Consider the following 17,546-nt stretch of genomic DNA (forward strand, 5'->3'; position numbering starts at 1 on the left):
CTAAATAGAATTCGTAATGGCAGCCAAAAGCCGCTCTTCATCGATCGGTTTTAGAATGTAATGGCGCGCTCCAGCGTTGATTGCTTCAAAAACGAGCGGCTTTAATCCGTTGGTGCTGACCATAATGATGTTGGCGTCGGGGAAGGTGCCGATGATTTTTTTGACGGTCTCTATGCCGTTCATTCCCGGCATATTGATATCCATCGTCACCACGTCGGGGAGGTGGGCCGTATACTTTTGATAGGCGTCCAATCCATTTGTCGCTTCTGCAATGACTTGATGGCCCGCCCGTTCCAAAATGATTTTCATGTAATCTCGTACTACAAGGGAGTCGTCTGCTATCAGTATACGAGCCATAAAACCTCCTGTTTCGAAACGGTTAGTAATTATTGGTAAGTATTCATCCTGCTTTTACCATAACACTGATAGGAAAAATGTCGCAATCATTTGATCATCAAAAGTGTGCAAACATACAAAAAAACAAACGAATTCCAGCTTTTGATGAAACTGGATTCGTTTGTTTAGCTTTTCCAGATGGGTCATGTATTCGGTTAGCAAAAGCAATCTGGCTTGCCAGGAGCATCATGATAGGCGAGCAAGGCATTGACCCCATGACTTAAGATAGCACCGGAACGTGTCACTGCGGCAACGAGTAGAGCCTCCATAATTTCCTCCATGGTGCCGCCCAGTTCTTTATACTTTTTTACGTGAACATCGATGCAATAAGGGCAGCCAGTCACGTGAGCGACCACAATGGCAATCAACTCTTTCGTTTTGACCGGAAGCTGGTGGGATTGCTGGTAGATTTGCCGCTCGAAAGAAAAATAAGAAGCGGCAGCGTCAGGCGCCAATTTCATCAATTCTGGGATATGCGACAAATTTGCTGATTCATAATAAGAACGTGCTTTTGACATGAAACATCCTCTCCCTTTTCATGGGTAGTCACTACGACTTTATTGTAAAGTGAGAAAATGGTTGCTTCTGTAACTTACTCACCAATCTCACCAATCACTAGGAAAAAGTTTTTCCTGGAGGGCATCACGGCGAATAGCTGTGATTCGGCCTCGGCCTAACTGAAGCCACCCGGCTTTTTCAAACTCCTTGAGTGACCGACTGATTACCTCTCGGGCAGTTCCGAGTTCTATGGCAATCGCTTCATGGGTGATGGAAAGATGATTGTGAGAATCTGTGGTACGACGGAGCAATAATTCGGCGATGCGGGCGTTGATCGGTTTAAACGCGATATCCTCGACCAGAGATGTGACGGAGACCATTCGGTTGATCATGTTTCGGTAAATAAACTGACGCAAGTCCTTATAGTGATCCATCCAGTCTTTGAAAACATCTACAGGCAAAAGCAGCAGCTCGGTTTCCTCTTCTAGCTGTGCGGATGCTTCATAGCCCGTCTCACCTAAAATACTGGCCATCATGAGGACGCAGACTCCCCCGCGTTGTACCCGATATAACGTAACCTCACGTCCTGACTCGCTGATGATATAGATGCGGACCTTGCCTGACAATACAAAAGCAGCATGGGCAAACAGATGACCCTGCTGCATCGTAAGCTGGGTAGAAAAGCGTTCCACTGTTATGTCAGGATGGCGCCATGCGGCTTCCGGAACAAGGGAAAAGCACGGAAAAGCATCCGTCACAAGTTGGATTCGATTCAAGTCCATTGTTTTACCCTCCGCGACAACTCAATTAGAGAAATATGCTTACTTGTAGTGTAGGGAAAAGACGGGATCTCTACAATGGAATATCCGTCTGCGGACTGACGAGAGAACAACCCCGTAGCCTGATTTCTCTTCTACGCTGTTTTGCTATGATGGTATAGAACTTATCTTGTAAAAATAACCAGTATCGAGGGGAAACAGATGAAACAAATGAAACAGTGGATAGGAGTAGGCCTAATTGCTGTAGGAATCGGCCTGGCCGGATGCACGATCAACGATAACGTGATCAAGATTGAAGAAGAAAAAAGACAGCTTGAATTACCTGCGGAGTCCATCGAGGCATTAAATATTGTTACGGATTCGGGCAATTTGATCGTCAAAGGTGATGAAAAAGCAACGGTGATTCATGTAGATGCTGATATTAAATCGAAAAATGTCAAACCCGAAGAAATCATCATAACACTCGAGAAGGATGGGAATACCGCAACACTACGATCCGAAATAAATACAGGTATCGGTATTAACTATGTGGATATGACACTAACCGTAACAGTTCCTGCCCAGCTGCCGATCGCCCTTACCGATGGATCAGGAGATATTGACATGACGAATCTGGCAGGAAAGCTCACGATTGAGGATGACTCTGGTGATATTCAATTAACGAATACGAACGGAGAGGTAGAGATTCGTGACCAGTCCGGTGATATCAAGATCAAGGACGCGTCGGCCCTTAAACTGATCGAAGACGATTCAGGTGATATCGTTATGGAAAATACGGGTGGAAACGTAGCGATTCACGATCAATCCGGTGATATGTATATTAGGAAGCATAAAGGTGATGTTACGATATCGGACGAAAGCGGCGATATTGTCATTGATACCGTCGAAGGAAATGTGCTGATTGAGAATGACGGGAGCGGAGATCGATTCGTTCAAAACATAAAAGGCTCGTACACATCCAAATAAAATCAGGACCGTCAGGGTTTTTGCCCTGGCGGTTTTCTTGTTCTTGTCCGTATTTTGACAGGTTGAAGAAAAAATTAGCCGACTAATGAAAAAAAGCTTTCCCTTCCGATAAAGAAGTGCTACTATAACAAAGGTAGTTCTAATTGAGAATGAATCTCTTTATTAATGGACATGAGAATTATTCTCTTTCGTAAATACTCGAGTCAATACGGAAAATTACTCCAGGAAAACGTAAGAAGAGTAGGGACGCGATGAAAAAGAGATATTTGGTTGTAGCACTTATTTTGCTATCGTTCGTTTCACTTTTTATTGGTGTGAAAGATATATCTCCGTGGGATTTGTTCAATCTCACAGATGACAAAGTGCAAGTGCTATGGATTAGCAGGATTCCGCGTTTGATCAGTATTATCATCGCAGGGATCAGCATGAGTATCGCTGGCTTGATCATGCAACAGCTGACCCGAAACAAGTTCGTTTCTCCGACGACAGCAGGGACAGAGGACTCCGTTCGATTCGGAATATTGGTTTCCCTCTTGGTATTCGCTGATGCGAGCTCTTGGGTGAAGCTACTCGTTGCTTTTGCATTTGCTCTCTTTGGAACCTTTGTCTTTATGAAGATTCTTGAAAGAATCAAATTTAAAGACTCCATTTTCATCCCGCTAGTGGGACTGATGTTTGGAAACATCGTCGGATCCATCACGACGTTTTTCGCTTATAAGCATGACCTGATGCAAAACATGTCTGCTTGGTTGCATGGAGATTTCTCCACCATTATGAAAGGCAGCTATGAGCTTTTGTACATAAGCATTCCGCTGGTGATTATCGCGTACTTGTTTGCGAACAAGTTTACCATTGCCGGAATGGGTGAAGAGTTCGCCATCAACCTCGGGTTGAACTACAAGCACGTCGTCAACATTGGACTGGTCATTGTCGCTTGTGTGACTTCGGTAGTTATTCTCACAGTAGGGACAATCCCGTTTTTGGGGCTGATCATTCCCAACCTGGTTACGATCTACCTGGGAGACAACCTGAAAAAAAGCTTATCTCATACCGCTTTGCTTGGTGCGGTGTTTGTACTTGCTTGTGATATTCTCGGTCGCCTCATTATTTTCCCATACGAGATTTCCATCGGCTTGATGGTTGGGGTCATAGGCAGCGGGATATTCGTGTACTTACTCATGAGAAGAAAGGCATATGAACAATGAAAGCGAAGATAGCTGCCCTGTCGATTATGGCCATTGCTTTGATAGCCATTTTTATGATGATTGACGCCGGTGGCAACTGGGATTACGTCCTTCCTCGGCGGGCTAAGAAAATTCTTGCCATCATTTTAACCGGTTGCATCATCGCCTTCTCTACGATGATCTTCCAGACAATCACGAACAACCGAATCTTGACGCCTAGCATCATCGGCCTTGATTCGCTCTATATGTTTATCCAAACATTTGTGATCTTCGTGTTTGGCTCCACCCATTTCACCTTGATGAACAACAATGTGAACTTTTTGATCTCGACAGGTGGGATGGTGCTTTTCGCAGGCTTGCTTTACAAATTCCTGTTTAAGAGGGAAGGGCAAAACATTTACTTCCTGCTTCTTATCGGATTGATCTTGGGCACATTGTTCAGCAGTTTGTCTACGTTCATGCAAGTGTTGATTGATCCGAATGAGTTTCTGGTTGTGCAAGACCGAATGTTCGCCAGCTTCAACAATGTAAAAACAGACCTGTTGATTACGAGCTTTGTTCTGGTCATCGGAATCATGATTTACTTCTGGCGATACATCAAGTACTTGGATGTGTTAGCACTCGGCCGCGATCAGGCGATCAATTTGGGGATTCCGTACGATTTTGTCATCAAACGGTTCCTCGTCGTCATTGCCATTCTTGTATCAATCGCGACAGCGCTTGTTGGACCGATTACCTTCCTTGGACTGCTGGTAGCGAATCTCGCCCATCAGTTTATGAAAACCTATCAGCATAAATACCTGCTGGTGGGCTCGGCTTTAATCAGTGTGATTGCACTGGTTGGCGGTTTGTTGATCGTGGAGCGTGTACTTGCGTTCTCCACAACGCTCAGTGTCATCGTCAACTTTATTGGTGGGGTTTACTTCATCTATCTTCTGCTAAAGGAGAATAAAGCGTGATAGAAGTCCGGAATGTCACAAAACAGTATGGTACCAAAAATGTCGTGGAAAATGTCTCTGTGAAGATTGCCAAGGGGAAAATCACGTCCTTTATCGGACCCAATGGGGCCGGAAAGAGCACGCTGCTGTCGATGATTAGTCGCCTATTGACCAAGGATCAAGGCGAGGTTTTCATTGAGGGCAAGGAGATTGGGCAGACAAAAAGCAGTGAGCTGGCAAAGAAAATCTCGATTCTCAAGCAATCGAACCACATTACGGTGCGTTTGACGATTCGTGAGCTGGTCAGCTTTGGTCGCTTCCCGTATTCACAAGGCAATTTGACAAAAGAGGATTGGAAGTATGTAGACGAAGCCATCCAGTATTTGGAGCTTACGGACATTCAACACAAGTACCTTGACCAGTTGAGTGGCGGTCAGCGTCAACGCGCTTACATCGCAATGGTTGTCGCTCAAAATACGGAATACGTCCTCTTGGATGAGCCGTTGAACAATTTGGATATGAAGCATTCTGTCCAGATCATGAAAGTGCTGCGACGTCTGGTAGACGAAATGGGCAAAACGGTTGTCATTGTCATTCACGATATCAACTTTGCTTCCGTCTATTCGGATTATATCGTCGCTCTCAAGGATGGCAAGGTCGTGAAAGAGGGCACTACAGACGAGATCATCACCCAGCCTATCTTGAAAGATGTCTATGACATGGATATCCATATTGAAGACATTGAACAGAACAAAATATGCGTTTATTTCGCGTAAGCTCTATCTTCCTTTCGTTAAAATTTTGATGGCCTGCCGGGGGTTTCATCAGCAAGCTATCAATAATTTTATATACTTTTACATTCTATATAGAGGTGAGAGAAGTGAACAAAAAATTACTCATGCTGTTTATGGCAGCACTGTTGGCTGTATTCACAGCTGCATGCGGCTCCAATAACGCCGCTCCTGCAACACCTGCGGCGGACGCAACCAAAGCACCGGAAGCTGCACAAACATCCGAAGAAGTTACGATCAAGCATAAATTGGGTGAAGCAAAACTGAAAAAGAATCCAAAAACTGTTGTAGCATTTGACTTCGGTGTTCTGGATTCCTTGGATAAATTGGGTATCGAAGTAGCGGGTGTTGCACAGTCTACTAACATTCCTGCGTACCTGGAAAAGTTCAAAGATGCGAAATACACAAACGTTGGCGGTTTGAAAGAGCCAGACTTTGAAAAAATCAATGCAATGAAACCGGATGTCATCTTTATTTCCGGTCGTCAACAAGATGCTTACGAAGAATTGAACAAAATTGCTCCAACCATCTTCATGGGTGTAGACAATGCGAAGTACATGGAAACCTTCAAAGAGAATATGAAAACATTGGGTACCATCTTCGGTAAAGAAGCACAAGTAGAAGAAGAGCTGGGCAAAATCGATGCAGCTATCAAAGAATTGAATGCAAAAGCAACGGCAAGCGGCAAGACTGCTCTGATCGTAATGGTTAACGAAGGCAAGCTGAACGCTTACGGTGCTGGTTCCCGTTTTGGTATCCTGCACGGTGAATTCGGATTTACGCCTGTAGACAAAAACATTTCTGTAGAAAATCATGGTCAAAGCGTTTCCTTTGAATATATCGCAGAAAAAGATCCAGACTACCTGTTCGTAATTGATCGTGGCAACGCGATTTCCAAGAATCAAGAAGTGTCTACTTCTACACAGCAAACGGTAGAAAACGATCTGATTAAGAACACGAAAGCATTCAAAACAGGCAACATCATTTATCTGGATTCCAGCAACTGGTACTTGTCCGGTGGCGGATTGGTATCCACCGCTGGCATGGCAGAAGAAGTTCTGAAAGAAGTTAAGTGGTAAGAGGCTAGAAAAGAAAGTGGCGACAGCCCATGGGAGTAAGGCATTCCCTGGGCTGTCGCCTTTTCATTTTTTGGAAGGTGCTGATTCAGTTATACCTGGGGCTCCCGCTTGGCAAACTCTTGTAACATCCCTCTTATTTCTTCTACCAATAAAGCAGGTGCCTTCTTTGGTGAACCCGAGTCAAACGGTGGCTGGGGATCGTATTCCAAAATCAACTGAACTCCTTTGCTCATATCCTCTCCCAATTCCCATGCAACTAGTTGGAGTGCCATGTCGATACCAGAGGAAACGCCAGCTGCTGTAACGATTTTGCCCTGACGAACGACCCCCAATGAGTGGTGGCTACGGCTCCATGTAACAAGCCTGCGGCGCTCAAGATCAGAGAGCCATTGCAAACAGACGTAGTCCACTTCGTCGTCTCATGAATGCGGCGAATCCACTGGAGGGTTTCTTCGTCATTCATAGGGGCTTTATAATTTATCATACACATAGGGGGTATATGTATGTCTGGATTGTGACTAACTGCAAGGTTTTCTAAGCCCTTGTAACGAGGAGAGATAAACAGTCGGCATAGCAAAAAGCCGGTTACACCGTAAAACGTGGTGAAAACCGGCTTTTTGCTAGCGGAATCTAACAGTTATCTGGCTCCAACCAGCTTGCGCTCTTCCGTGTAAACAGGTTGGGTCGTGTTTTCGTTTGGCTGCTTTTGATCCAGAGCATGAGACAGCTCATATGGGAGGCAGAGCGGTACACCCGTGCGAGGATCAGTCAGGATGTCTGCTTCGATGTTGAATACCTTACGCAGCATCTCAGGCGTCATGACTTCAGCAGGGCTTCCCTCAGCGACGACGGTGCCGCGAGAGATGGCAACCATGTGCTGTGCATAACGGGTTGCGTGGTTCAAATCGTGGACAACCATGACGATCGTACGATTTTCTTCGTCATTCAGCTTTTGCAGGAGCTTGAGAACCTCCAGCTGGTGAGCCATATCCAGGAAGGTCGTAGGCTCATCCAGAAACAGGATGTCCGTTCCTTGCGCCAGAGCCATCGCAATCCAGGCGCGCTGGCGCTGACCGCCGGATAGCTGGTCAACCGGACGATCATGGAAATCAGCCATGCCGGTCATGGAGATAGCCCAGTTTACGATCTCCTTGTCTTCCTTGGTCAAAGAGCCGAAGCCTTTTTGATGGGGGAAGCGGCCATAGGTAACGAGCTCAGACACGGTCAAGCCATCGGGTGCGGTTGGGTTTTGCGGCAAAATCGCGAGTTGCTTGGCGACTTCCTTGGTCGATTGCTGATGGATCGACTTTCCGTCCAAAAATACTTGTCCGCCGGTTGGTTTCATAATCCGCGCGAGAGTTTTGAGGATCGTCGATTTACCAGAACCGTTTGCACCGACCAGGGCAGTGATTTTTCCAGAAGGAATGCTGATGTTCAAGTCTTTGACAATGGAAAGCTCACCGTATCCGATGTCCAGCTTTTGCGTGTATAAGCGCTCCACAATGGGCCAACTCCTTTTTATGAAAGTATGTACATGTATGAGTAAATGCAGACAATGATAATCATTTTCACTGAAATAAAGTATATAACGGAATGAGGTCAAATTCAATATGAAAAAGCCAACTTGCTCACATGCGTGAACAAATTGGCCTTGGGTTAACAAATGATTATCCGGTGTTAGTAGGTGATATGAGCGATGATTCCTTCTTCGTCGTCCAATACCAGCTCGATACCGGCAGAATAAGGGTTGCGCTGCATCTGGGTCTCCAGGTAGTAGCGAATCGCTTCAATCATATTAATCTCGACGAAGATTTGTTGGCGATCCATCCAGTGTATTTCAGCAGAGAAGCCATACTCCTCGTCCCACATTAGCTCGACGGAGATGTCTTGTGGCTTCAACTGCTTTTTGTAAGCTGCATGAATGCAGATTGCATTAATGATGTCTTGTTCAGAAAATGTTATCTTTTCCATGCGTTCAGTTCCTGTTCTTTCGCACGCTTGGTTTTGAAGTAGACGAACGCTTTACGGATCAGGATAATCACAGCGAGGATTGCCATCAGGTTGATCATGAAGCCAAGGATGGAACCCAGAATACCCATGTCAGCGAACAGGCTTCCAAACAACAAACCAGCCAGACCACCAATCAGGAGACCTTTCATGAATCCGCCGCTTTTGCTTGCGGTAGCAGCAGGAGTTGTTGTAGTACCTTTATTGGTTGTTGCGTTTACATTTGAATCGGCTTTGTTGGTTGTTTGTGTATTGGTAGGAGCCGTGTTAGAGTTAAAAGATTTTTTCCCGGACTTATAACCTTTCGCATCAGCATGATCAATGAATCCTCCGGCCGGAGCGAGTACGAGCATTACGGCAACCAACATCATGATGAGTTTTTTCATGTTATTTGAGTAGCCCCTCTCATTAAAATGACATGTATATATAAGTCTACATGAATATCGAGCGAAATACCAACGAACTTTCAGTGACGATCGGTCTAAATACCTACAAAAAATCCCCTGACAAGCGATCTGGTCAGGGGTTCTTCGATTTACGCGCTCTTTTTCAGTTTTCGGGCTGCCCAGTTACCCAACGATTGAATGAGCTGGACCAAGACAACGAGGATAATGACGGTAATGATCATGACTTCGATGTCCCATTGCTGATAGCCGTAGCGCAAGGCGAGATCGCCCAGCCCACCGGCACCAACTGCCCCAGCCATAGCAGTAGCACCGATCAAACCGATGGTCGCGATCGTCAGGCAGAGGACGATGCCAGGCCGTGCTTCACGCAGCATGATGCGAAAAATAATCTGCGTCCGGGATGCGCCCATCGCTTGGTACGCTTCGATCACGCCGCGATCTACGTCGTGCAGGGCCGTTTCCATCAGGCGTGAGATGTACGGCGATGTATAGACGATGAGCGGCACAATGGCTCCTTCAATCCCAATCGAAGTGCCCACGATCAACTCCGTAAAAGGAATGATTGCAACCATGAGGATAATAAAAGGCAGTGAACGCACAATGTTGATGAGCGTATTCAAGGTGTGATAGATGATCTTGTTCGGGAAAAGGTGATTCGCCTGTGTGATGACCAACAAAATCCCGAGCGGAATCCCGATCAATGTCGCAATGAACAACGAAAACCCGACCATGATGACGGTCTCTTGCAGGGATTGCCCGAATACCGGAATCATTTCAATTAGACGCTCCATTAGCTCCGCACCTCCTCTGGTGACACAATATCTACGCGGTAGACGGATTCGCGCAAGAAGCGAATGCCATCCTGAATGGGCTGGTCTTCACCAGAAATGTGCAAAAGCAAAATGCCAAGCGCTGTTCCCTTAATGGTCGTAATCGAGCCGTACAACAGATTGGTGCTAATCGGAAAGCGTGCGGACAAGGTGCCTAGAACAGGATCGAGAGCGGCATCTCCGCGAAAGGCAACGCGAACAATTTTGGAAACAGGCCCTGTATCTTTTATTTTGGACAAGATCTCCTGTGGCACCTGATCGTCGAAAACCGTTTTGATAAAATTACGGGTCGTTTGCTCTTGCGGATTGCTGAACACATCCAGAACGGAGCCTTGCTCGATGACAACGCCATTTTCCATGATGGCTACCTGGTCGCAGATTTTTTTGATGACCTGCATTTCATGTGTAATCAGCACGATGGTCAGGTTGAACTTTCGATTGATGTCGAGCAACAGCTCCAGGATCGATTCGGTCGTCTGCGGGTCGAGAGCGGAAGTCGCTTCGTCACAGAGCAGAATTTCCGGATCGGTCGCAAGCGCACGAGCGATGCCCACCCGTTGCTTTTGTCCACCGGATAGCTGAGAAGGATAAGCGTTTGCTTTATCAGACAAGCCAACCAAGCCGAGAAGGTCTTCTACCTTGCGCTTAATGACATCTTTGGGGACGCGATTCATCCGCAAGATTTCCGCCACATTGTCAAAGACATTATAGGAAGAGAGCAGGTTGAAGTGTTGAAAAATAATCCCGATCTTTTTGCGAGCTTGCCGCAGCTCCTTTTCCTTGAGGGCCAGCATGTTCTGGCCATTGACGATCACAGAACCGCTCGTTGGCTTCTCCAACAGGTTGATGGTACGGAGCAGGGTACTTTTCCCCGCTCCGCTAAAGCCGATAACCCCGTAGATTTGTCCTTTTTCCACCTGTAGGGATACGCCCTTCAATGCTTTTACCTGCTTGTTTCCTACTTGATACGACTTATGAATATCGGTTAGCTGTATCATAACGAGTTCTCCTTGTTGTTCTTGATGTTCCTGGCGTGGATTTTACCAGGACGGCAGTACAGCTCCTTCAAAACGTTCGTCGATGAATTTTTTCACTTCTTCGGAACGGTAGATGTCCACCAGCTTTTTGACAGCAGGGTTGTCTTTGTTGGTTTCGTTGACTGCCAGGATGTTTACGTATGGAGAATCAGCCGTCTCAGCGAAGATCGCATCTTTTTTCGGGGAGTAGCCAGCTTCCATTGCGAAATTCGTATTAATTGAAGCAACCTCTACGTTGCTCAGTGAGCGCGCCAGGAAAGCAGCCTCCAGCTCTTTGAATTGCAAATTTTTTGGATTTTCTACGATGTCCAGTGGTGTTGCGTTGTCGCCCACGCCATCCTTGAGCTTAATTAAGCCGGCTGCCTGATAGAGCAGAAGGGCGCGTGCTCGGTTGGTCGGGTCGTTTTGGATGCCGACAACGCCGCCTGCCGGGATGTCCTCCACTTTTTTATGCTTGGTGGAGTACAGGCCCATCGGGTACGTCACGGTTTTTCCGACCTCGACGATTTTGGTTTTGTGATCTTGATTGAACTTCGCCAAGAACGGAATGGTTTGGAAGCTGTTCACATCGAGGTTTCCTTTATCGAGCGCTTGGTTCGGCTGTACGTAATCGTTGAAAACGACGACTTCGACGTCGAGCCCTTTGCCTTTGGCGACTTCTTTCACTTTGTTTAGAATCTCTTCGTGCGGGCCGCCAGTGACGCCCACTTTGAGCGAGGTTTGTTCAGCAGTAGTGCCGCCGTTAGCAGGAGCAGCTTCTTGTTTACCGCCGCAAGCCGTTACGAGCGATGCAGCGAGCAGTAGTGTAGTGAGTAGTAGACCAGTCTTTTTCATGAAAATAACCCCTTTTCTCTGGATGTAAGATGGAAAAGAAAAAAGCCTCTTCCGACAGAAGAGGCGAAAACTGCGAGTATGTAACCACACTGCAACAATACCTCTCTTATCTGTCGGAATAAATTCCGCTGGATTTGGCACCGTATCGTTTGCGATAGGTTGCCGAGGTGTCATAGGGCCAGTCCCTCAACCTCTCTTCATAAGAGAATGTGCTATGAAATTATCATTCCAAACATTGTTGTTAATTCTTATTTGGATAGTTGGATTATAACGACTGATTTTTCAGGTGTCAACTGTTTTTGCAAACGAATGACTTGGTGGAAAAATGTGAAATTGATCTAAATACGAATATTCTATTGAAGAATCGGAAAATCATTTGTATAATGAGAGCGAATGAACCCGATACCAGCTATCGCAGGTGATGACATGACTCTCGTGGACTCCAATGAAACCAGAAAAAAGCTGTCTGCCATCTATAATGAGATAGCAAAAGAGTTGTTCGGATTTGGAACGACTTTGCTCCGAGTCACGATTGAAAATCAGATGATTACGTTCCAAGCCAAGCATCGCCGCTCTCCGCGCTCACAAGCGTTGGAAGGAGAAGCACCGGCCCTCAAGCTCGAAGTCGATTTTCGCATGTCCCTTCTTTATAAGAAGAAACTGAGAGAACGATTGGAAGAAGAGATGGGGTTGCCGTTGGAGGCCGTGCTGAGGGACTATGATGCGCCTACGCAGTGGGCGATCACGAATGTTATTTTAGCTGAATCAGAACTGAATACCTGACGCAATCGTTCGGATTTTCTCTTTTGATCTATCTTAAGGGGAGACCGTAGACTTTGCGTAAAAACGGGTGTCACTTCTCTTTGTTTACGAAGAAAAGTGCTCTTGTTTAGAATGATACGTTCTAATCAAGGGTGCTTTTCTTTTTATTGTATCACCATATTTTGTCATCAAATGAACCCAACTGGAGGAGAATTACGATGAAAAAATTACTTGCTGGAATCCTGTCTTTTTCTATGATGTCACTGGCTCTCGCTGGCTGTGGCAGCAATGATCAACCACAGGCGGGAGGAGCTGGCGGCGAAGCCAAGGGCGAACCACAAAAGCTGGTCATCTCCACATGGGGCTTCTCCGAAGACTTTTTCCGCAAAGAAGTATATGAGCCGTTTGAAAAAGAACATAACGTGAAAATCGTGCTGGAAATCGGAAATAATGCAGAGCGCCTGAACAAAATTCGCCAAGGAAGCTCCGATGTAGACTTGATCTACCTCTCTGACTACTATGCACAGCAAGGGATTGAGAGTGGCGCATTTGAAAAAATCGACCGCAGCCGCATCACGAACTTGGATCAAATCTACGACATCGCCAAAGCACCACTGGGCGAGGAGTATGGTCCAGCCTATACGATTGGCCAATTCGGGATTGCCTACAATCCAAAGCTCGTGAAAACCGAGATCAAGGATTGGAAAGATCTGTGGAACCCGGAGCTGGCGGGCAAGCTGACACTGCCAAGCATTACGTCCACGACAGGCCCGATGGTTCTCGACAGTGCTTCTGCGGTTGCGGGCAGCAAGGAATTTAACGAGGATCAAGCCTTCGCGAAAATGAAAGAAGTCAACCAAAGTGTCGTGAAGTTCTACGACAAGACCTCCGAATACGTGAACATGTTTGGACAAGAAGAAATCGGCGTAGGACCGATCATGGAAATGTACTTCAAAGACATCAAAGCCGCTGTTCCAGAAGCTGTTTTCGTACAACCTGCAAGCGGCGGGTATGCGGTCATGAATACGGTTAACATCGTAAAAGGCTCGAAAAACAAAGCACTCGCTGAAGACTTCATCAACTACCAGCTGAGCAAGGAAGTTCAGGAGAAAACAGCAAAAGCAAAAATCGATTCTCCTGTAAACAAGACGGTTCAACTGACAAAAGAAGAAGCAAAAGGCGTAACGTACGGAGAAGAAACGGTAAGCAAGCTGAAAATGCTGGACATGAAATTCGTTAACGAGCACTCCAAAGCATGGATTGACCGTTGGAATCGTGAAATCACGCAATAACGAACGATAGAAAAACATGGGCGAGGGTATAGACATTTGCGGATATACCCTCTTTTCATGAGGAATGAACGTGAGGAGGACCATTCGTGCAAAAGATCATTCTTGACGTGGATACCGGCATTGATGACGCACTTGGCATTATTCTCGCTGTGAAGAGCGGGCAATTCGATCTGGTTGGCATTACTACGGTGAATGGCAACGTGTCGCTGCGAAAAGCCACAGAAAATACGTGCAAAATTCTCGATTTCTTGCAAGTCGGCGAGCAAATCCCTGTCGTCTGTGGAGCATCTGAACCGTTGCTGCGGCCGTTGTTTTTCGAGCATGCCGTACATGGTGAAGATGGTTTGGGAGGAGCCCTTGCCGGAGTTCCGATTTACAAGGAACCGACTGCTGGCTTTGCCCCTGATTTCATCGTGGAAAACGTACTCGCTCATTCTGGAGAAATTACGCTTATCATGACGGGGCCGCTGACTAATTTGGCTTTGGCGGTGAAAAAATGTCCGGAGCTTGTTCAACACGTCAAGGAAGTCATTTTCATGGGTGGAGTGGTCCGCGAGCATGGCAATGTGACGCCCGTTGCGGAGTATAACATGTACGTCGATCCAGAGGCAGCCAAGGTCGTATTTCATGCCGGATTCCCGCAATTGACGCTGGTTGGACTGGATGTGACACGAAGAGTGCTGCTGAACGAGGAGCATATTCGCGAGCTGGGAGATACCCCGATGGGCGAGTACGTAAGACAGAGTACGTCTGATTACCTTCATCGCTATTTTCAGCGAAATGGCATTTATGCGTGCGCTATGCATGATCCGTTGGCTGTCGCAGTCGCACTCGATCCGAAGCTGGTGAAGACGCAGAAGTTATATGTAGATATAGAAACGAGAAGTGAGCTGTGTGATGGGCAAACGGTTTGCGACTTTCAAAACCGCCTGAAAAAAGAACCGAACATAAACGTCTGTCTGGACGTAGATGCAGATGCGTTCTTTGCGCGTTTTCTCGGCGCATTGAAAGCCTGACGATACCGTGAACAGGAGTTAATCAGATGAGAAAAACGGGTCTTTATTTATTGCTGTTGCCGGGTGTGCTGTTTTTGACGCTGTTCATGGTCATTCCGATCGTGATGACGATTGCGTCCACCTTTTATCAGGATGGTAGCTTTACGATTCAAGGCTATCTCCAATTTCTGACCGATGCGTACTTCCTGAAAATTATGCTGACAACGCTGCAGGTCAGTCTGGTCACGACGATTGCATGTATTCTGATCGGTTTTCCTGCCGCGTACTACATTTCCAAGCTCGGGCCACGCAAAAAAGGCATCCTGCTGGCATTGGCGATTTTTCCTTTGCTGACCAGCTCTGTCGTGCGATCGTTCTCTTGGATGATTATTCTCGGAAAAAAGGGCTTATTGAACAGCTCGCTGCTTGCAATCGGGCTCATTGATAAGCCGTTGGAAATATTGTATACGCCGACTGCGATGATGATTGGTTTGATTCACCTGTTCCTGCCGCTGATCATTATTACGCTGGTAGGGGTGATGGAAAACATCGACCCAGATTTGCTGAAGGCGGCGGAAAGCTTGGGTGCTTCCAAGTTGACGGCCTTCTGGAAGGTCATTGTGCCACTTAGTGTACCAGGACTCATCATCGGTAGCATTCTCGTGTTCGTCGGAAGCTTGACCGCCTACACCACGCCTGCTTTGCTAGGTGGAAAACAGCGGGTCATCTCTACGTTCCTGTATCAAAATGCGATTACGCTCAATGACTGGCATTTGGCGTCCGTCATTGCCACGATCATGATTGTCATTACATTTGTCGTCATCTATTTCATGAACAAGCTGGCGACAAAATTAAATCCGAAGGGGTAGAAGCTATGCAGGAGAAAAATCGCGGGTTGGCCCTGTTTACCTCTCTCGTCTTTTTGTTTTTGCTAGGGCCGCTCATTATTATTTCTTTTACGTCGTTTGAGCCGGGGAGCGTCTTGAAGTTTCCGCCGGAGGGCTTTTCCTGGCGGTGGTACGAAAACATTTTCGAGGTAGAGATGTTCATGACGACATTCAAGACGTCTATGTTCGTTTCTTTGCTGGGGAATCTCTTAGCGCTCTTGTTGGGGATTCCGGCTGCTTATGCGCTCAGTCGCTTTGATTTTCGCGGCAAGAGCATCTTGAATGGCATTTTCATCTCACCTGTCCTGATTCCGGGTATCGTGATGGGCTTTGCCATGCTGAAATACGTCATTGTCGTATACAATTTGCCGATCTATGCGGGACTTCTCGTCGGTCATACGGTGCTGATGCTTCCGTTTATCATTCGCGTCATCGCATCTTCCTTGTCCAACTTTGACTTCGCGATTGAAGAAGCGGCTTTGAGCCTTGGGGCAGGTCGTCTCGAAACCTTTTTCAAAGTCGTCTTGCCGAATATTCGCTCCGGGATTATTGCTGCGATTCTGATCGCTTTTCTGGAGTCGTTCAACAACGTAGATATCTCTGTTTTCATGACAGGACCAGGGGTAAGCACGCTGCCGATCCAGATGCTGACGTACGTAGAAAACAACTTCGATCCCACGATCGCCGCGATTTCCGTGCTGCTCATGATTTTTACGGCTATTCTCATGTTCATCATTGAACGTCTGATGGGGCTTTCCTACTTTACAAAACGATAACGGAGGCATCAACTCATGGCATTGCTCACGCTGGAAAACGTATCGGTTGCCTATGACAATCAATATATTTTGCAAAACTTCAATCTCAATATCGAAAAGGGACAGCTCATCTCATTGCTCGGTCCGAGCGGCTGCGGAAAGACGACGACGCTGCGCCTGATTGCGGGTTTTCTGGAAGCAAAAGATGGCCGGTTTATGTTTGAAGGAAAAGACTATACGCGCGTTCCGGTAAACAAGCGCAACTTCGGGTTTGTTTTCCAAAGCTATGCACTGTTTCCGCACCTTTCTGTTTTCGATAACGTGGCGTTCGGTTTGCGCCTGCGCAAGGTCAATGAAACAGAGGTAAAGACCCGTGTGCAGCAAATTCTCGAAGTCGTGAGTCTCGGCGGCTACGAAAAGCGTTTCCCGAAGGAGCTGTCCGGTGGTCAAAGACAGCGCGTGGCAATTGCGCGGGCACTGGTAATTCAGCCTGACCTGCTGCTGTTCGATGAGCCGCTCAGCAACCTCGATGCCAACCTGCGGATTAACATGCGCGTAGAAATCCGCCGCATTCAGCAGGAGCTGGGAATTACGACTGTGTACGTATCGCATGACCAGGAGGAGTGCTTCTCCATCTCGGATCAGGTGGCAATCATGAACAAGGGTGTGATCGAGCAGCTCGACGATCCAGCCACAATTTTCAAATATCCAAAGACGGAGTTCATCGCTCGCTTTATCGGTTTTACCAACTTCATTGACTTCGTGGAGCGCACCGAGCAGAACGGAGAAATTGGCTTGCGTGTCGGAGACCATCGTTTTACCGCGTCCAAAAATCCGGGCACAGCGAATCCGTCCGGCAAAAAATGCGCAATGCGACCAGATGACCTTCTTGTAACGACAGAAGAGAGCACCGAACCGGGAATGAACCGTCTGCGTGGAACAGTGAAGGTAAGCACGTTTTTGGGACGCAGCTATCAATATGTCGTGGAAACAGAGCTGGGCGACTTCACGGTCAATCAAGAGATGGAGACGCCGTACAAGACTGGCCTAAACGTCAATCTGCTGTTTCCAAAAGACAAAGTGGTACTCGTGGACTAAAGACAGGAGGT

20 protein-coding genes, 1 pseudogene and 1 riboswitch are annotated in these 17,546 nt (G+C 46.9%); of the genes and pseudogenes, 11 read left to right on the top strand and 10 right to left on the bottom strand.

Annotation, left to right across the window (positions count from 1 at the left end):
- The 3 genes from C7R94_RS06100 to C7R94_RS06110 all read right to left on the bottom strand — a co-directional run bounded on the left by C7R94_RS06100 (position 1) and on the right by C7R94_RS06110 (position 1,676).
- Positions 1-357 carry a response regulator gene (locus tag C7R94_RS06100; protein ID WP_106779105.1) on the bottom strand — a complete coding sequence of 119 codons (357 nt, stop codon included), beginning with the start codon at positions 355-357 and terminating at the stop codon, positions 1-3.
- Positions 358-551: 194 nt separating this feature from the next.
- Positions 552-914 (bottom strand): carboxymuconolactone decarboxylase family protein, encoded by a 363-nt coding sequence (locus C7R94_RS06105; protein ID WP_015893867.1) that lies wholly within the window; start codon positions 912-914, stop codon positions 552-554.
- A gap of 87 nt (positions 915-1,001) precedes the next feature.
- Positions 1,002-1,676, bottom strand: a complete 675-nt coding sequence (locus C7R94_RS06110) for a Crp/Fnr family transcriptional regulator (protein WP_047070084.1) — start codon at positions 1,674-1,676, stop codon at positions 1,002-1,004.
- A gap of 198 nt (positions 1,677-1,874) precedes the next feature.
- Between C7R94_RS06110 and C7R94_RS06115 the strand changes: the two genes are divergently transcribed.
- The 5 genes from C7R94_RS06115 (at position 1,875) to C7R94_RS06135 (ending at position 6,631) form a co-directional block, all read left to right on the top strand.
- Positions 1,875-2,639, top strand: a complete 765-nt coding sequence (locus tag C7R94_RS06115) for a DUF4097 family beta strand repeat-containing protein (protein ID WP_106779107.1) — start codon at positions 1,875-1,877, stop codon at positions 2,637-2,639.
- A 251-nt stretch (positions 2,640-2,890) separates the two neighbouring features.
- Complete coding sequence (locus C7R94_RS06120) at positions 2,891-3,844, top strand: ABC transporter permease (protein ID WP_047070081.1); 954 nt, start codon at positions 2,891-2,893, stop codon at positions 3,842-3,844.
- Positions 3,841-4,782, top strand: coding sequence for an iron chelate uptake ABC transporter family permease subunit (locus C7R94_RS06125; protein WP_106779109.1), 942 nt, complete (start codon positions 3,841-3,843; stop codon positions 4,780-4,782). Before C7R94_RS06120 ends, C7R94_RS06125 begins: the two co-directional genes overlap by 4 nt.
- Positions 4,779-5,537 carry an iron ABC transporter ATP-binding protein gene (locus C7R94_RS06130; RefSeq protein WP_047070077.1) on the top strand — a complete coding sequence of 253 codons (759 nt, stop codon included), beginning with the start codon at positions 4,779-4,781 and terminating at the stop codon, positions 5,535-5,537. Before C7R94_RS06125 ends, C7R94_RS06130 begins: the two co-directional genes overlap by 4 nt.
- A 104-nt stretch (positions 5,538-5,641) precedes the next feature.
- Positions 5,642-6,631 carry a siderophore ABC transporter substrate-binding protein gene (locus C7R94_RS06135; protein WP_106779111.1) on the top strand — a complete coding sequence of 330 codons (990 nt, stop codon included), beginning with the start codon at positions 5,642-5,644 and terminating at the stop codon, positions 6,629-6,631.
- 89 nt (positions 6,632-6,720) lie between these two features.
- Here C7R94_RS06135 and C7R94_RS06140 read toward each other — a convergent pair.
- The 7 genes and pseudogenes from C7R94_RS06140 to C7R94_RS06170 all read right to left on the bottom strand — a co-directional run.
- Positions 6,721-7,139: pseudogene (locus tag C7R94_RS06140) on the bottom strand (DJ-1/PfpI family protein); the annotation flags it as partial.
- Positions 7,140-7,268: 129 nt separating this feature from the next.
- Positions 7,269-8,132, bottom strand: a complete 864-nt coding sequence (locus tag C7R94_RS06145; RefSeq protein ID WP_047070073.1) for an ABC transporter ATP-binding protein — start codon at positions 8,130-8,132, stop codon at positions 7,269-7,271.
- A 176-nt stretch (positions 8,133-8,308) separates the two neighbouring features.
- Positions 8,309-8,602: a YxcD family protein gene (locus C7R94_RS06150; RefSeq protein ID WP_047070071.1), complete on the bottom strand. Its 294-nt coding sequence runs from the start codon at positions 8,600-8,602 to the stop codon at positions 8,309-8,311.
- Positions 8,590-9,024 (bottom strand): hypothetical protein, encoded by a 435-nt coding sequence (locus tag C7R94_RS06155; protein WP_047070069.1) that lies wholly within the window; start codon positions 9,022-9,024, stop codon positions 8,590-8,592. Before C7R94_RS06155 ends, C7R94_RS06150 begins: the two co-directional genes overlap by 13 nt.
- Before the next feature lie 149 nt (positions 9,025-9,173).
- Positions 9,174-9,836 (bottom strand): methionine ABC transporter permease, encoded by a 663-nt coding sequence (locus C7R94_RS06160; protein WP_106779113.1) that lies wholly within the window; start codon positions 9,834-9,836, stop codon positions 9,174-9,176.
- Positions 9,836-10,873 carry a methionine ABC transporter ATP-binding protein gene (locus tag C7R94_RS06165; protein ID WP_106779115.1) on the bottom strand — a complete coding sequence of 346 codons (1,038 nt, stop codon included), beginning with the start codon at positions 10,871-10,873 and terminating at the stop codon, positions 9,836-9,838. The genes C7R94_RS06160 and C7R94_RS06165 overlap by 1 nt, the downstream gene beginning before the upstream one ends.
- Before the next feature lie 42 nt (positions 10,874-10,915).
- On the bottom strand, positions 10,916-11,746 hold the full coding sequence (locus tag C7R94_RS06170; RefSeq protein WP_106779118.1) for a MetQ/NlpA family ABC transporter substrate-binding protein: 831 nt from the start codon (positions 11,744-11,746) through the stop codon (positions 10,916-10,918).
- Between the two features lie 103 nt (positions 11,747-11,849).
- Positions 11,850-11,952: riboswitch (SAM riboswitch) on the bottom strand.
- A 220-nt stretch (positions 11,953-12,172) separates the two neighbouring features.
- On the opposite strand from C7R94_RS06170, the gene C7R94_RS06175 reads away from it, so the two are divergent.
- The 6 genes from C7R94_RS06175 (at position 12,173) to C7R94_RS06200 (ending at position 17,535) form a co-directional block, all read left to right on the top strand.
- Positions 12,173-12,529 carry a Na-translocating system protein MpsC family protein gene (locus C7R94_RS06175; protein ID WP_173610495.1) on the top strand — a complete coding sequence of 119 codons (357 nt, stop codon included), beginning with the start codon at positions 12,173-12,175 and terminating at the stop codon, positions 12,527-12,529.
- A gap of 197 nt (positions 12,530-12,726) precedes the next feature.
- A complete protein-coding gene (locus C7R94_RS06180; protein WP_106779121.1) occupies positions 12,727-13,800 on the top strand; it encodes an ABC transporter substrate-binding protein in 1,074 nt (357 codons plus the stop codon).
- An 86-nt stretch (positions 13,801-13,886) separates the two neighbouring features.
- Entirely contained in the window at positions 13,887-14,816 is a 930-nt protein-coding gene (locus tag C7R94_RS06185) for a nucleoside hydrolase (protein ID WP_106779123.1), read from the top strand.
- 26 nt (positions 14,817-14,842) lie between these two features.
- The gene (locus C7R94_RS06190) at positions 14,843-15,664 is read left to right on the top strand and encodes an ABC transporter permease (protein WP_047070061.1); all 822 of its coding nucleotides are present in this window, start codon (positions 14,843-14,845) and stop codon (positions 15,662-15,664) included.
- Between the two features lie 5 nt (positions 15,665-15,669).
- Positions 15,670-16,458, top strand: a complete 789-nt coding sequence (locus tag C7R94_RS06195; RefSeq protein WP_106779125.1) for an ABC transporter permease — start codon at positions 15,670-15,672, stop codon at positions 16,456-16,458.
- A 15-nt stretch (positions 16,459-16,473) separates the two neighbouring features.
- A complete protein-coding gene (locus C7R94_RS06200) occupies positions 16,474-17,535 on the top strand; it encodes an ABC transporter ATP-binding protein (protein WP_106779128.1) in 1,062 nt (353 codons plus the stop codon).
- The last annotated feature ends 11 nt before the right edge of the window (positions 17,536-17,546 follow it).

It is taken from the genome of Brevibacillus sp. NRRL NRS-603 (assembly GCF_003013445.1).
GTDB lineage: Bacteria > Bacillota > Bacilli > Brevibacillales > Brevibacillaceae > Brevibacillus > Brevibacillus formosus.